Annotated in this window: 15 protein-coding genes and 1 pseudogene; 15 read left to right on the top strand and 1 reads right to left on the bottom strand. The window is 65.2% G+C overall.

Features of this window, described 5'->3' with window-relative positions; genetic code table 11:
* Positions 1-88: 88 nt before the first annotated feature.
* Positions 89-394: pseudogene (locus C0099_RS12965) on the top strand (IS110 family transposase); the annotation flags it as partial.
* Between the two features lie 220 nt (positions 395-614).
* Here C0099_RS12965 and C0099_RS12960 read toward each other — a convergent pair.
* On the bottom strand, positions 615-2,243 hold the full coding sequence (locus tag C0099_RS12960) for an ArnT family glycosyltransferase (protein ID WP_164084930.1): 1,629 nt from the start codon (positions 2,241-2,243) through the stop codon (positions 615-617).
* A gap of 162 nt (positions 2,244-2,405) precedes the next feature.
* On the opposite strand from C0099_RS12960, the gene C0099_RS12955 reads away from it, so the two are divergent.
* From C0099_RS12955 to C0099_RS12890, 14 genes are all read left to right on the top strand, one after another.
* On the top strand, positions 2,406-3,380 hold the full coding sequence (locus C0099_RS12955; protein ID WP_102248507.1) for a glycosyltransferase family 2 protein: 975 nt from the start codon (positions 2,406-2,408) through the stop codon (positions 3,378-3,380).
* Positions 3,381-3,386: 6 nt separating this feature from the next.
* The gene (locus C0099_RS12950) at positions 3,387-3,791 is read left to right on the top strand and encodes a GtrA family protein (protein WP_102247806.1); all 405 of its coding nucleotides are present in this window, start codon (positions 3,387-3,389) and stop codon (positions 3,789-3,791) included.
* Positions 3,792-4,014: 223 nt separating this feature from the next.
* On the top strand, positions 4,015-5,745 hold the full coding sequence (gene gspE, locus C0099_RS12945) for a type II secretion system ATPase GspE (protein ID WP_228151591.1): 1,731 nt from the start codon (positions 4,015-4,017) through the stop codon (positions 5,743-5,745).
* On the top strand, positions 5,738-6,979 hold the full coding sequence (locus C0099_RS12940) for a type II secretion system F family protein (RefSeq protein WP_102247804.1): 1,242 nt from the start codon (positions 5,738-5,740) through the stop codon (positions 6,977-6,979). The genes gspE and C0099_RS12940 overlap by 8 nt, the downstream gene beginning before the upstream one ends.
* 308 nt (positions 6,980-7,287) lie before the next feature.
* Positions 7,288-7,713 carry a type II secretion system major pseudopilin GspG gene (gene gspG / locus C0099_RS12935; protein WP_102247803.1) on the top strand — a complete coding sequence of 142 codons (426 nt, stop codon included), beginning with the start codon at positions 7,288-7,290 and terminating at the stop codon, positions 7,711-7,713.
* A 71-nt stretch (positions 7,714-7,784) separates the two neighbouring features.
* A complete protein-coding gene (locus C0099_RS12930) occupies positions 7,785-8,225 on the top strand; it encodes a GspH/FimT family pseudopilin (RefSeq protein WP_228151590.1) in 441 nt (146 codons plus the stop codon).
* On the top strand, positions 8,222-8,623 hold the full coding sequence (locus C0099_RS12925) for a type IV pilus modification PilV family protein (protein ID WP_102247802.1): 402 nt from the start codon (positions 8,222-8,224) through the stop codon (positions 8,621-8,623). The genes C0099_RS12930 and C0099_RS12925 overlap by 4 nt, the downstream gene beginning before the upstream one ends.
* Positions 8,620-9,267: a prepilin-type N-terminal cleavage/methylation domain-containing protein gene (locus C0099_RS12920; RefSeq protein WP_102247801.1), complete on the top strand. Its 648-nt coding sequence runs from the start codon at positions 8,620-8,622 to the stop codon at positions 9,265-9,267. The genes C0099_RS12925 and C0099_RS12920 overlap by 4 nt, the downstream gene beginning before the upstream one ends.
* Positions 9,264-10,160: a type II secretion system protein GspK gene (locus C0099_RS12915; protein WP_102247800.1), complete on the top strand. Its 897-nt coding sequence runs from the start codon at positions 9,264-9,266 to the stop codon at positions 10,158-10,160. Before C0099_RS12920 ends, C0099_RS12915 begins: the two co-directional genes overlap by 4 nt.
* Positions 10,157-11,179 carry a PilN domain-containing protein gene (locus C0099_RS12910; RefSeq protein WP_123785266.1) on the top strand — a complete coding sequence of 341 codons (1,023 nt, stop codon included), beginning with the start codon at positions 10,157-10,159 and terminating at the stop codon, positions 11,177-11,179. The genes C0099_RS12915 and C0099_RS12910 overlap by 4 nt, the downstream gene beginning before the upstream one ends.
* On the top strand, positions 11,176-11,730 hold the full coding sequence (gspM, locus tag C0099_RS12905; protein WP_102247798.1) for a type II secretion system protein GspM: 555 nt from the start codon (positions 11,176-11,178) through the stop codon (positions 11,728-11,730). Before C0099_RS12910 ends, gspM begins: the two co-directional genes overlap by 4 nt.
* Positions 11,727-12,377 carry a hypothetical protein gene (locus tag C0099_RS12900; protein ID WP_123785265.1) on the top strand — a complete coding sequence of 217 codons (651 nt, stop codon included), beginning with the start codon at positions 11,727-11,729 and terminating at the stop codon, positions 12,375-12,377. The genes gspM and C0099_RS12900 overlap by 4 nt, the downstream gene beginning before the upstream one ends.
* A gap of 20 nt (positions 12,378-12,397) precedes the next feature.
* Positions 12,398-14,713: a type II secretion system secretin GspD gene (gene gspD, locus C0099_RS12895; RefSeq protein ID WP_123785264.1), complete on the top strand. Its 2,316-nt coding sequence runs from the start codon at positions 12,398-12,400 to the stop codon at positions 14,711-14,713.
* 110 nt (positions 14,714-14,823) lie between these two features.
* Positions 14,824-15,192, top strand: a complete 369-nt coding sequence (locus C0099_RS12890; RefSeq protein WP_123785263.1) for a nuclear transport factor 2 family protein — start codon at positions 14,824-14,826, stop codon at positions 15,190-15,192.
* The last annotated feature ends 12 nt before the right edge of the window (positions 15,193-15,204 follow it).

The raw sequence follows: 15,204 nt of genomic DNA, 5'->3' as shown, positions 1-15,204 counted from the left end.
GTCAATGGGATGGACTCCTCCCCCTTACGGCATCGAAGTGCCAGACTGAGAATTGCATTCCCAGTCACAGGTTGAGGAGGAGTCCAAGATGAAGATTACGCGCCTTGGCATTGATCTGGCAAAGCAGGTGTTTCAGCTCCATGGAGTGGATGAGCGGGGTCATCGGGTGTTGCGCCGTCAGGTACGGCGGGCGCAGCTGCTGGAGTATCTGGCGCGTCTTGAGCCGTGCCTGATCGGGATGGAGGCGTGCGCCGGTGCGCACCACTGGGCGCGGCGCCTGCGCGAGCTGGGCCATGATGTGCGGCTCATTGCGCCGCAATTTGTGAAGCCGTATGTGCGTGGCAACAAGAACGACGCCAACGACGCCGAGGCGATCTGCGAAGCGGTGGGCCGGCGATGAACCGCAGGCGAAATCCGACACCGACGCCAAACGCTGCCGCGACGCTTTGTACCGTTTGCCTGTCATACACCTCTTTGATGTCGCATCACCTGCAAGGTGTGAGGGCCCAGCGCGTGGCCGTCCGACGGGAGCTTGCATTCAATAGGCCATATTGTCGCCCATATGGAATTGCTTATGGGGAGGGGTTAGTAATTCTTGTTCGTAAAAAATGTCATTATTCTCTAGATGATCGTTTGAAAAGAAGTATGCGATAAGTGTGTTCTGAAAATCTCCGAGCCAGATTGCGGTCCATTATGCTAATTGAATTAAATTCTGGAGCGATGTTTGTGACCGGTATCCAGCCAACAGGGCGGTAATTTTCTTGAACATAGCGAGTTATCGCACGATCAAAGCGAGGGCTTGCGCTTCGACTGGCCAAGAGTGACGTTGGTACATTTGTGCTTACAATAAAGGTGGGTCGTTCTTTTATGATGTCGCGAATTGCTTCCTCTTGGAACTCCTCATGCCTTTCGAAATTCTGAAGTAAAGGGTACATATATATATGCCGAGATACATTGCGCAGACCGGAAAGGAAGAGGATTTGTGGCTCTGACCCATAGATGAAAACAGTGTTGTCGTTCTCGGAGTTTTGGCGAAGCCATTCCGCAAGGACTTCCGATTCAGGAAATGGGTTCGCTCCGAATGCTTTGCGTGAAATGACGTGCGCCGGATCGGTTACGTAATAGCCTGGAAGCATGGCGAGAGGCATGATCAGCGTCGCTAGGGCGGCCAGCGAACCAATCGAAAACCTGAAAAATTTGGTGCGATTTGCGATCAAGATCGCCAGCGCAACCCCCGCAGCGAGGGAGACCGCAGGTGCCCACTGCATGAAGTAGTGATTGTAATTGTGGCCCGGAATGGTTCCGACGACGGACCCGACGAGAAATGATGTAACAAAAACCGAGTATTTAATCCGGAACGAGAGCATCAGTACGCAACCCGTGAGGGCGGCGAGGACTGGAATGCTCTCTCCTTTGGGCCACAGAACGTGACGGATCCATGAAATAACTCGCGCCAAATTTTGTGAAATATCAATGGCTTGACTGTAGGCAAAATTGTGCGTGAAGGTCCAGTACCAAACTTCTGAGAGCAATCCGTTTGCTGCGAAGGGAAGCAAAACCAGAATCGATGAGAGCATGCCTCCGCTTAGCCAAATTGCTGTAGTACGTATTCGAGTCAGTGCCCGTCTATGCGATGTGTGAAGGTGCGAGGAATCCCGAGGGCTTGCTTCCCATTTCCAGACGACCCATGCAAACAGCGGAATGATGCTAAAGAATGCAACCGGCTTGAGCCAGCATGCCAGTGCCCCAAAAAATCCACTAAGCAGAACGTAGGTCCACTTTTGTTTTTCGATCGCGTATGCCGCGCTTAGAGCACTCAGCGAAATCGGTAGAAGCATAAGTAAGGCAACCGATGTCGTAAACCCCTGCAAGGAAGCGGCCGCCGAAAAAGCGGCAAAAATAAGTGCGGTGAAAAATGCTGCTGCGTAATTGCCCGTTATTTTCCTGGCTAGGGTTGCGAGCACAATCAGTGTAATGAAGTTGTAGATGTGGCCGAACAGGTGAATTCCTGTCGCACTTTCTGGGAACACCCTTTGAGCGAGTGCATAAAGGTAGAAAACGAGCGGTGGTTTGTGATCGGTCGCGTCTTGGTAAGGTAGCCCGCCGGCATTGATTATTTGTCCAATATAAGCAAATCCGCCTTCGTCGCGATCGAGAGGAACGTCCAACAAATTCCATCTTAGTGCAACATAAATCCCGACGATAAAGGCTGTTGCTGAAATGGCCTTTAGTTGATCGATCATTGAAATCTTTCCCGATTCGATTGCCCGCATTGACGCATGCTTCCCTGTCATGAGTGGTCTGGTCGTAAATGACCACAGAAGAACCGATTATTGCATAATAACGCAGTTTTGACAGTCTGACTGGAGGTTGGGGTGCCCCTATCTAAGCCCGCCTTGCGGTGCATGATTTCGGTCGTCGTGCCGTGCTTCAATGAAGCGGACGTGATCTTGGAAACATACCGCAGGCTCAGCGCCGTGTTAGAACAAGAGCGATTCTGTGATCGTGAGATCATCTTCGTGGACGATGGTAGTCATGACGAAACGCTGTTGCGATTGAGAGCAATACAGACGGAGGACCCGAAAGTGCGGGTTGTTTCTCTGTCGCGAAATTTTGGTCACCAAATCGCTGTGTCGGCGGGATTGGAGCATTCGTCCGGTGACGCGGTTGTGTTGATTGACGCAGACCTGCAGGATCCGCCAGAACTTATTCCGAAGATGGTTTCTGCCTGGCGGCAAGGCGCTCAGGTCGTCTACGGCGTGCGCAGGGATCGCCCTGGGGAAACGCGGTTCAAGCGCTTCACCGCGAGCAGTTTTTATCGTATTCTCAATCGCCTTTCGGACGTATCCATCCCACTTGACACGGGTGATTTCAGACTCATCGATCGTTGTGTTGTTGATGCCCTGTGTCGGATGCCGGAGCGTGACCGCTTCGTTCGTGGACTTGTGGCTTGGTCGGGATTTGTGCAAAAGCCATTGCACTATAGCCGCGATCCGCGTTTCGCGGGAAATACCAAGTATCCGCTGAAGCGCATGATCGGCCTTGCGATGGACGCGATATTTTCGTTCTCCAGCGTGCCGTTGCGGATGGCGAGTTGGATTGGATTCGCAGCATCTTTGCTCGCATTGCTCGGGATCATGTATGCGCTTGTCGTTCGGCTTTTTACGGATGCGTGGGTTGAGGGCTGGGCATTCCTGTTGATTGCAATGCTGTTCATGGGAGGAGTGCAGCTTTTTTTTATGGGGGTGCTCGGAGAGTATATCGGGCGCATCTATGCCGAGGCCAAGGGACGTCCTCTTTACCTGGTCCGCGAACGGCTTGGTTTTTCGAATGATGACATCCAGTCTGAAGGCGTTGACCGTGGTTGTTCAGACAAGTAGACGGGGGTGAAATTGGGTTCGCGTGGCGAGCTTCAGCGTATCGTTACGTTTGGGATGGTGGGCGTCGCAGCCACAATTACTCACGTCGGGAGTGCAACCGCTCTGGTTTCACTACTCGAAGGCGCGCTTTTCTCTTCGAACATTATTGGCTACGGGCTCGGATTTCTTGTGTCTTTTTGTGGTCACTACGTCTTTACATTTTCTCGCATGCGCGGATGGTCGGATGCCCTGTGGAGATTCGGCTTGGTCTCACTTGCAGGCTTGGTAGCCAATCAAGCCGCATTGCTGACGTTCGAACGTCTTGGATTTGCAGTGTTCTGGAATATTCTGTTTGCGGCACTGGTGGTTCCCCCAGCAACTTTCGTGGCCAGTCGTTGGTGGGCGTTCGGGCGCCACGGCGGTATGAGATGACAACGAGTGCCCTGCTGGCCGATATCCCAGGCGACGACCACTACTGTGGCCGCGGCGTCGTGCGCATCGATGAACTCTTTGGCGGCGGCAGACGTGACGGGCAAAGGGGATAGAATATGCGGCTGGGTGTCGCACCTCGCATGCCGGCCGCCGTTGGTTTTGCAGGTCGCGTCGAGCCGCAGGCGAAATGCGACACCAGCGGTAAATGGAATGGATCGATTCGATGAGCGCTAATCCTCGCTACGACAACGAAGCCGAGCCCCGCGCGATGCGCCTGGGCGAGATCCTGGTGCGCGAGGGCAAGCTCTCGCCGCGCGACCTGGACCAGGCGCTGCAGGCGCAGGCGCAGATGGGTGATCTGTTCGGTCGCGTGCTGGTGCGTCTGGGGCTGCTCTCCGAGACCGATGTGGCGCATGCGTTGTCCGCGCAGCTCGGCATCGAGATGGTCGGTGCGTCGGCCTTCCCCGAGGAGCCGCTGGACCTGCCGCAACTGCAGCCGGACTACCTGCTGACGCACGCCATCCTGCCGCTGTCGCTGACCGACGGGCGCCTGCGCGTGGCCATGGCGGTGCCGCAGGACGCCTTCCTGAACAAGGCGCTGGCATTGTCGACGGGCTACGGAATCGAGCCCGTGCTGGCGCTGGAGAGCGAGCTGCACGTCGCGCTCGAGCGCCTCTACGTCGAGGAGGAGGTCGAGGACGACGAGGATGAGGGCTTCGCCGCCGGCGTGCTCGGCGGTGACAGCGAGTTCGTCGAGCATCTCAAGGATCTGGCCTCGGAAGCGCCGGTGATCCGCATGGTCAACCAGATCATCTCGCGCGTGATCGACCTGCGGGCCTCGGACATCCACATCGAGCCCTTCGAGGACGGCCTGCACGTGCGCTACCGCGTCGATGGCGTGCTGCAGGACGCCGAGCGGGCCGAGCTCGCGCTGGCGCCGGCGGTGACTTCGCGCATCAAGCTGATGGCACACCTGAACATCGCCGAGCGTCGCCTGCCGCAAGACGGTCGCGTCAAGACCCGCGTCAAGGGCCACGAACTCGACCTGCGCGTGTCCACGCTGCCCACCGTTCACGGCGAGAGCGTCGTGATGCGCGTGCTCGACCGCGCCAGTATCAAGCTCGACCTCGCGACCATGGGTTTCGAGGCCGACACGCTGGCGCGCTACCGCAAGCTCATCGAACGCCCGCACGGCATCCTGCTGATGACCGGTCCCACCGGTTCGGGCAAGACGACCACGCTGTACGCCTCGCTCGCCAAGCTCGATTCCGGCTCGCTCAAGATCCTCACCGTCGAGGATCCGGTGGAATATCAGTTGCAGGGCGTCAATCAGGTGCAGGTGCAGACGCAGATCGGCATGAGCTTCGCGCATGCGCTGCGCTCCATCCTGCGCCAGGACCCGGACATCATCATGATCGGCGAAATGCGCGATTCCGAGACCGCGCAGATCGCCGTGCAGGCCGCCCTCACCGGCCACCTCGTGCTCTCCACGCTGCACACCAATACCGCCGTCGGCGCGGTGATCCGCCTCGAAGACATGGGTGTGGAGCGCTATCTGATCACCTCCTCGGTCAATGGCGTGCTCGCGCAACGGCTCGTGCGCACGCTGTGTCCGGCCTGCAAGCGGCCGGAGGACATGAGCGATGCGGCCATCGAGCGCAGCGGACTCGCGCGCTTCCTGCCCGAGGGCAGCCGTACCGTGCAGGTCGCCAGCGGCTGCGCGGAATGCAAGCACACCGGCTATCGCGGGCGCAGCGCCATCCACGAACTGTTCGTGATGGACGAGGCGGCGCACGAGGCCATCCTCGCCGGCGCGGATTCGACCACGCTGCACCAGGTCGCGCGTCGTGGCGGCATGCTCACGCTGTACGAGGACGGGCTGCGCAAGGTCGCCGCCGGAGTGACCTCGCTCGAGGAAGTGCTGCGCGTCACGCAGGATCAGATCGATGCCTGAGTTCGCCTATCGCGCCGCGAACACGACCGGGGATGTCGTCGACGGGCGCGTCGAGGCGGCGGGGCGTGACGCCGCGCTGCGCAGCCTGCGCGCGCAGGGGCTCACGCCGCTGAAGCTGGACGAGGCTGGCCCGGCCAGCGCGCCGGCCGAGCGCCCGGGGGCGGTGGCGCCGAAGCGCCGGCTGTTCGAGCGCGATCGCGGGCCCGGTCACGCCGAGGTGCACGCCTTCACGTCCGAGATGGCCATCATGCTGCGCGCCGGCCTGCCGCTGGATCGCGCGCTGCGCGTGCTCATCGGCATGAGCGCCAAGCCGTCCTTCACCGCACTGCTCGACGACGTGTTCAAGTCGGTCAAGGCCGGCAAGGGGCTGTCGCAGGCGCTCACGCCGCATCAGGACCTGTTCGGCGAGTTCTACGTCAACATGGTGCGTTCGGGCGAGGCCGGCGGCCAGCTCTCCGAGGTGCTCTCGCGCCTGGCCGAGCACCTGGAGCGCGTCAGGCAGATGCGCGAGAGCGTGATCTCGGCGCTGATCTACCCGGCCATCCTGGTCGTCGTCGCGGCGCTGTCGGTGTTCCTGATGCTGGGCTTCGTCGTGCCGCAGTTCGAGGCGCTGTTCGAGGACATGGGCGAGGCGCTGCCGCTGCCCACGCGCATCATCGTCGCGGCCGGCCATTTCGTCACCGCCTGGTGGCCGTTGATCGTCATTGGCGCCGTCGTGCTGGTCTGGGTGCTGCGTGTCTGGCTGGCCAGCCCGGCCGGCCGCGCCTGGCGGGACCGGCGCCTCGTCGGCCTGCCGGTGTTCGGCGCCATCGTGCGCAAGTACGAGGTCACGCGCTTCGCACGCAGTCTGGGCACGCTGCTCGCCAGCGGCGTGCCCATCGTGATGGCCATCCGCATCGCCACCGAGACCATGAGCAACGGCGGCCTGCGCGAGTCCATCCGCGACGTGCCGGCCTCGATCAAGCAGGGTGGGCGGCTGGCCGACGCGCTCGAGAACGCCGGGCTGTTCTCGGCACTGGGTCTCAACATGGTGCGCCTGGGCGAGGAAACGGGGCGTCTCGACGCGATGCTGCTGGAACTCGCGCGCGTCTACGACGACGAGGTCCAGTCCGGCGTCAAGCGTGCGTTGACTCTCGTCGAGCCGCTGCTGATCATCGTGCTCGGCATGGTCATCGCCGCGATCATCGTGTCCATCCTGCTCGGCATCCTGTCGGTCAACGATCTTGCGATATGATTGACCGGTACCACGCGCCGTCGTTCGGCCGCCTGCTGTAGGTCGGAGTGAGCCGCAGGCGAAGTCCGACGCCGCCGTCGGAATGCGGGGGATGTCGGCCCTCGCTGCGCTCGCACCGACCTACGACAGGCTCACTCCGGCCTGCGGCATTGCCGGTCAACGACCTCGCGATATGACAAGGCCGCGCCCCGAGGATACGGATGGATACATCCGCCACGGCATCATGCCATGCAGCAGTCGTCGCCATCCCTATAATGACCGTTTAGCCGCACTGCCCGCAGTGCGCAGTCTTACGTGAAAGAGGCACCATGAACCATCGTCCGAATCGTCGCCGCAGCATCGGCTTCACGCTCGTCGAGCTGCTCGTCGTACTCGCCATCCTCGGCCTGCTTGCAGGTCTCGTCGGGCCGCGCGTGCTGAGCCAGCTCGACGGCGCCAAGAGCAAGACCGCCGTCGTGCAGATCAAGGATCTGGAACAGGCCGTCGAGCTGTTCAAGCTCGACGTCGGCCGCTTCCCGACCAGTGCCGAGGGCCTGGACGCGCTGGTCACCAACCCCGGCGTCAATGGCTGGAACGGCCCCTATCTGCGCCGTGGCCTGCCCGACGACCCGTGGGGCAACCAGTACCGCTACGAATCGCCGGGCCGCAACGGCGAGGTCGACATCTTCAGCTACGGCTCGGACAACGCCCCCGGCGGCAGCGGCGAGGCGGCCGATCTGGGCAACTGGCAGTAATCCGTTTCGGGGCGCCCCTGCGCCTCGTCCACCGGGCCGCCGCGCGCGGCCCGCTCATCCTGGAGGCCCGGGTGAACAGTCGCGGCTTCACGCTGATCGAACTCGTCGTCGCGCTGACCGTCGCCGCGATCGCGCTCGCGGTGGTGCCGGTCAGCATGATGCGGCTGTATGACGGCATGCAGTACCGCTCGGCGGTGCGCGACGTGCTCGCCGGGCTCAAGACCGCCCGCGTAGAGGCCGGTCGTCGTGGCGAACCGGTCCCCTTCACGCTGGACACCGAGGCACGCCGCTACTGGATCGGCGGCGTCGCCGCCGGCGATCTGCCGTCCTCGCTGCAGCTGGGACTGGTCGTGGCGGATCGCGAACTTGCCGGCAGCCGCGGCAGCATCCGCTTCTATCCGGACGGCGGCGCCACCGGTGGCAGCGTCGTGCTGCGTCGCGAATCCGGCGACGGCGTGCGCCTGCGCGTCGACTGGCTGCTCGGCCGCGTCACGCAGGAGCCGCTGTCGTGAGCGCGGCGCGCGGCCAGCGTGGCTTCTCGCTGATCGAGGTGGTCGTCGCCTTCGCCATCCTCGCCCTGTCGCTCGGAGCGCTCTACCAGAGCGCCGGTGGCAGCGTGCGCGGCATGCAGGAGGTCGAACGGCGCAGTGCGGCGGTGCTGCTCGCGCGCTCACTGCTGGAACTCCACGACACCGTGCCCGAGGGCGGATTCGTGCGGGACGGCCGCAGCGAGTCCGGCGGCTACTGGCGCATCAGCGCGACGCGCGATCTGTCCGCGGCCGGCGACGACATGTGGCCGCTGTACCACGTCGAGGTCGAGGTCTGGGACGCCGATGCGCGCGCCGCCCCGGTCTTCCGCGTCGCCACCCTGCGCCCGGAGCGCGAGCCCGACGAACTGGAGGGGCGATGAGCGTCCGTCGCCGTGATCGCGGTTTCACGCTGATCGAGGTGCTCATCGCGCTGACCCTGCTCGCGCTCGTCATGCTCGGTCTGGTCTCGGCGCTGTCCACCTTCGGGCGCACCGCGTCGAGCATGGAGACCCGCTTCGAGCGCAGCGACGAGGCGCGCCTGGTGAGCGAGTTCCTGCGCGGCGCCATCGGCCGCGTGTCGACGCGCGCGCAGATGCGCGTCGATGACGGGCCGATGCGCCCGATGTTCGAGGGCACGGCCTCCGAACTCCGGTGGGTCGGCGTGATGCCGGCGCGGCATGGCGCGGGCGGGCTCCACCATTTCCGGCTGTTCGTGATGCAGGACGCCGCCGGGCCGGCACTCGCACTGCAGTATCTGCCCTATGTCGGCGGAGAGCGCATGCCGGACTGGAACAGCGCGTCCTCCCGGGTGCTGGCCGAGGACCTGCGCGCTTTCGACATCGCCTATGCTGGCGAAGACGAGGCGCAATGGTTTGCTCAATGGCTGGGCGAGGACGAGGTTCCGCGCGCGCTGCGCCTGGCCATCGACACGCGCCAGTCGCTCTGGCCGGAACTCGTCGTGCGCCCGCGCCCGACTGGCGGTCGCGGGCGCACGCAAGTCGTTGTCGGCGGGAGCGCGAGATGAAGCCCAAAGTCGCAGCGTTTCGTCAGGCCCGACTGGCTTCGTCACGTGGTCTCGCGCTCGTCGCCGTGCTGTGGATGGTCGCGGCGCTGGCATTGATCGCCGCGGCGCTGGCTTCAGGTACCCGCGCCGAAGTCGGCGTGCTCCATGGTTTCCAGTCCGACACGCGCGCCGAGGCGCTGGGCGACGCGGCGATCCACGTCGTCGCCGGCCGCATGCGCGCCCTGGCCGAGCGCCCCGATCGCGTGGTCGTCGAGCCGGTGGTGGTCGACGGCGTCGAGGTCACGGTGCGCATCGCCCCGGCGAGCGGCTTCGTCGATCTCAACGCCGCCCACGAGACCCTGCTGCGCAATCTCGTCGAGTTCGGCGGTGGTCTCGACGGCGCGGCCGCCGAACGGGTCGCGGCCGGCATCGCTGCCTGGCGCTCGCGCGACGGGCAGACGCTGACCGACGAGGACAGGCTCGACGGGGGGCGCCGCACCCGCTTCGAGGTCATCGAGGACGTGTTGCAAGTGCCCGAAGTGGATTTCGACTTGTTTGATAGAATGCGCGATCTCGTGACCACCGCCTCCGGCGCACCCGGCGTCTCGCCGCTCGCAGCGTCGCCTCAGGTGTTGATGGTCCTCGCAGCCGGCGATGCTGGTGTCGCCGCCGACATTGCTTCCAGAAGGGACGCGGAAGACCCCGTGATGGATTTGACCCGTCTGAATCCGCAGCATCTGGCGTCCGCGCAGACGGGCACCTATCGCGTGGACGCCTTCGTGCCGTCGCCGGATGGAACGGCGCGTGTGCGCACCGCCTGGCTGTCGCTGTCTGCGGATCGCCGCGGATCTCCGTGGAACGTCTTCGACCGCATGCCCGCGCGCGGCGCGGCAGGGGTGCGGGCCGCATTATGAGCGTGTCCAGTTCGTGGATGCTCTTCGGCTTCGACCTGCGGCGCATCGGTGCGCTGTGGCGCCAGGGCTGGGCGGAGGTCGCCCGCTGGCGACCGGTGCGGCGCATCCTCCCGCAGTTGCCCGTGGACGTGCATCACGCCGACGGCCGGTGGCTGCGCTGGAGCGGCGATGCCGCAAGAGTCCTGCCGACGGCAGCCCCGACCGGAACCCACTTCGCCATCGAGGTGCCGGCCGACGCGGTGCTGTTCCGCCACCTGCGCCTGCCGGCGCTCCCGCCCGAGGAGATCGAGGCCGCCGTGCGTCTGGATGTCGCTACCGCGGCGCCGTTCCCGGCAGAGCGCTGCGTGACCGGCTGGCGCGTCGATGCGACGACCGACGGCCGCCTCGACGTGACCCTGGCGATCACCTCCCAGGACCAGATCGAGCGGCTGCTGGGTGCGGCCGGCGACGGACCGCGCGGCGGTCAGGCCGAACTGTGGGCGTTCGACGGTGATCGCCCGGTGGTGCTGCGCGGTTTCGGTGAGCGCCGACGCGAAGCGGCGCAGCGTGGCAGGCTGTTCCGCGTCCTGGCCCTGTGCGGGCTCGCGCTGATGCTCGCGGTCGTACTCGCCGTGGTGCCGGTGTGGCAGGCGCGCAGCCAGGTCTTCGATGCCCAGGCGCGTTTCGACGCCTTGCGCATCGAGACGCGCAGCGTGGTCGACACGCGTGACCGGCTCGTCGATCGTGGTCGCCGGGTCGAGGCGGTGCGTAACTGGCTCGATGCCGAGGTGCCGCTGCTGCCGCTGCTCGACCGCCTCACCGCTCTGCTGCCCGACAGCGCTTACCTTACCGGGCTGGAGGTGCGCGACGAGGTCGTCACCGCGTCCGGTCTGGCGCAGAATGCGGCCGGGCTGATGGAGCGGCTGGGTGAGCATCCCGGCTTCGCCGACTTCCGCCCGTCGGGCATTTCGCGCGATCGCGTCAGCGGGCTGGAAACCTTCCGCATCGAATTCCGTTTCAGGCCGGAGGGCGACCAATGACGCGTGCCGCGCTGCCTGCCGCCGCGTTCAGCCTTGGCGTCAGCGCCGTGGCGCTGCTCGTTGGCCTTCTGATCGTGGCCGGCGCGCTGCTGCCGCGCGCACAGTGGGCCGCCGAAACCCTGGACAGCATCGAGCCGCGATACGCCCGGCTGCTCGGGCTGCGCGACGCGGAGGCGCGCATCGCCGAGGCCGACCAGGCCCTCACCGAGCGGCTTCGCGCGCTGGCCTACAGTGCGGCAACGCCTGCCGACCGGGCCGGCGCGGAACTGCAGCAGCGCCTGCGTGCGCAGGCCGCCGAGTCCGGCTTCAGCGTCGTCGGCAGCCAGATCCAGCCGGCGCGGGAGCTCGACGGCTTCGAGGCCGTCGCCGTGTCCGCGGTCATGGAAGGTTCGATCGAGCATCTCGCGGCCCTGGCCGCGCAGCTTGGCGAGCTGCGCCCGGCGGCGCGCGTCGTCGCGCTCAGTGTCACCCCGCTGCGCGGGCGAGGCGTCACGGCATCGCGCAATATCCGCGTCGAGCTGTCGCTCGCGGTGGCGAGGCTGGTGCAATGAGTCGAACCGCCTCGTCTGCGCTCGTGGCGATCAATCTCGCCCTGCTGCTCGGCATCGCCGGCCTGTGGCTGGCGGGGTCGACATCCTGGTCGCCGCCGTCCGCCGTTGCGCCGGACGAGGCCATGCTGGCCTTCCCCGATGCGCGTGCGCCCGCTGCCGGGTACTCGGTCGAGCGCATCGTCGCGCGGCCGCTGTTCGCAGCCGATCGTCGTCCCATGGCCGAAGACGAGCCGGCGACCGAGCAGTCCGCCGAGACACCCGAAATCGTCGATAATCTCGACGGCATGCGCCTGACCGGGCTGGTCGGCGAAGGGGCTTCTGCGATCGCGATCGTCGAGCATGAAGGCGTATCCCGGCGCATCGAGGTCGGGCAGAGTATCGAAGGTTGGCGACTGGACGCGATCGAACCCGGGGTGGCGGTATTTTCCGGACCGGACGGACGTTCGCGCAGGGTGGAAATGAGTCGTCCGTCGCTGCTCTCGGGCGCGGCGGGGGGCGCGGCGGCTGAACCCGCCGCCCGGGGGTCGGCGCCCGCAGCCCGGCGCGGCGAGCGGCTGCGCGAGCGCATATCCCGCCCGGCGGGCGAAAACGTAGAACGTCGTGGGCCCTCCCGGTCTGCGCGCAACCAGGACAGGAGCGATCGCTGACAATGACCGGATCGATCTCGATGAGTACAAGGATTCCCGCAGTATTACTGGCGGCCGTATTGCTCGCCGGCTGCGCGACCACGGCCGAGGAGGAGCGCAGCATTGCCGAAATGGCGTCCAGCGTGGACCAGATCCCTGCCTCGCGAACTGCGCGGACGCTGACCGCCGGGGAGCCCGAAGGCGGAGAGATCCTGCCCGAACGCGCCGAGCCGGCACTGTTTCCCGGCAACGACCAACTGTTCCGGGCGCCGGAGGCGCGCGCCCGGGTCCAGGTCGTCGGCGATGCGGTGAGCCTGCGCTTCGAGGGCGCGCCCGTCGCCGATGTCGTGCATGCCGTGCTGGGCGACCTGCTCGAGGCCGACTACAGCATCGTCGCCCCGCTCGAAGGCCAGGTCACGCTGCACACGCACAAGCCGGTGCCACGGGACGAGCTGCTCGGCGTGCTCGAATCGCTGCTCGTCGCGCGCGGCATCGTCATGGTGCCCGATGCCAACGGCCGCTACCAGGTCGGCCCCCCCGAGGCCGTGCAGACCACCGTGCCGGTGCCCTCGGTTTCGTCGAGCCTGCCGGTGGGGTACAGCGCGGTGATCGTGCCGCTGCAGTACATCGGCGCCGGCGAGATGGCCGAGATCCTGCGTCCGGTCACTACCGAGCAGAACCTCTTCCGTGTCGATACCGTGCGCAACCTGCTGATGCTCGCCGGCACCCGCACCCAGATCGAGGGCTGGCTGGAGCTTGTGCGTACCTTCGACGTCGATTTCCTCAAAGGCATGTCGGTCGGGTTGTTTCCGCTCGAATACGCTCCGGTGCACGAGGTCGAGATTGCGCTGCGTTCGCTGTTCAACGCCGGCGCCGGGGCGGGATCGGCCGGCGCGGGTGTCACCGGAGAAGCGCGCAGCGCAGCGCGTGGCGAAGGCGGAGGGCAGGGCGGTGGCCAGCCGATCGAATTGACCGGGCCATTCTCGGGGCTCGCTAAGGTGCTGCCGGTCGAGCGCCTCAATGCGCTGCTGGTGATCACCGCGCGCAAGCACTACCTGGAGCAGGCGCGCGTGTGGATCGAGCGTCTGGATCGTCCCATCGACAGCGGCACGGAGCCGCAACTGTTCGTCTATCCGGTGCAGAATGGCTCGTCGCGGCATCTGGCGAGCCTGCTCAGTGGCGTGTTCGGTGGCTCGGCTCCGTCCGGCGATGACGGTCGCCAGCGTGCCACCGATTCGGGGGTCGCTCCCGGGTTGTCGTCAGGCTCGACCATGGGCAACCGCACCGGTCTCGGCGCGTCGTCGAGTCGTCAGGGCATTGGTTCCTCCGGCACGAACTCGTTCGGGGCACGCGCCTCGGGCGGCAATGTGCGCAGCGGGCGTGACGGCAGCAACCTCGAGGGCGGCGGCACGACTCAGGTCAATATCGGCGACACCGTGCGCATCGTCGCCGACGAGTTCAACAATGCCCTGCTGATCTACGCCCCGCGCAAGGACTACCGCATCATCGAGGCGGCGCTGCGCGAACTCGACATCGCCCCGACCCAGGTGCTGATCGAGGCGAGCATTCTCGAAGTCACGCTCAACGACGAGTTGCGCTACGGCCTGCAGTGGTTCTTCCAGAACAACTTCGGCGACGGGCGCACCGGGCTGGGGCAGCTCACCTCGGGCGAGGGCAACACCATCGGTCCGACCAATCCGGGCTTCTCTTACAGCCTCATCAACGGGGCCGGTTCGATCCGCGCGGTGCTCAGCGCGCTGGCCGACAAGAACCTGCTCAACGTCATCTCCACGCCCAGCATCATGGTGCAGGACAACCACACGGCGGTGATCCAGGTCGGTGACCAGCAGCCCATCCGCTCGGCCGAGACCATCAGCGAGGACGGCAACCTGCGCACCTCGTCGGTGCAGTACAAGGACACCGGCGTGATGCTCGCGGTGTCGCCGTCGGTCAACGCCGGGGGGCTGGTTTCGATGATGATCGACCAGTCGGTCATCGACGTCGGGCAGATCGACACCGCAACCGGCCAGCGCACCTTCCTGCAACGTGACCTGTCCAGCCGCGTCGCGGTACGCTCGGGCGAGACCCTGGTGCTGGGCGGGCTGATCCGCGACAATTCCTCGCGCGCACGCCAGGGCATCCCGCTGCTGCACGACCTGCCACTGGTCGGAAACCTTTTCGGCACCACCACGGTCAGCACGCAGCGCACCGAGTTGCTGGTCATGATCACCCCGCGCGTGGTGCGCACCGAAGCCGACCTGCGCGAGGTCAATGCCGAACTGCGTGGCCGCATGCGATCGATCGCCGATCTGGTCGAGCGCAGCCGCGAAGCCGGGCGGGACGCGGGGTCGCAATGACAAGCCGGCGAGTGCCTGCCGGGCATCTTTTGTCTACACTTGAGAAAAGGGAGTCTATGAAGCATCGATCAGCGGGCCTTCGCGGCCGTGCTTTCATCCTGTCGGCGTTCGTGGGACTCGCGCTGTCCGGGTGCGCGAACTTCGGTTTGGGCGTACCCGACGAGCAGGCGGTACAGCGGCTTGCCGAGCAGCGCTGGGCGGCCGTGATCGCCGGCGACGCCGAGCGTGCCTACGGATTCCTCGCGCCGTCCTATCGGGCGGTGGTCGGGATCGAGCGCTACCGCAGCCGCTTCGCATCGGCCGCGAAGCGCGAGAACGCCGAGGTGGTCGCCACGGCGTGCGAGGCAGAAAGGTGTCGCGTGACGGTGCGGGTGGAGTACACTGCGCCGGCGTTTCGCATGAAGACGAAATCCGATACACACGTCTTCGAAACCTGGGTGCGGGAAGAGGGGCGCTGGTGGCTCCATCAGCGCCTGTGACTCGGTTGAAGG

Source organism: Pseudazoarcus pumilus (assembly GCF_002872475.1).
Classification (GTDB): Bacteria; Pseudomonadota; Gammaproteobacteria; order Burkholderiales; family Rhodocyclaceae; genus Pseudazoarcus; species Pseudazoarcus pumilus.
The sequence above is the reverse complement of the archived record's forward strand: the minus strand, read 5'-3'. Positions and strand labels throughout refer to the sequence as shown.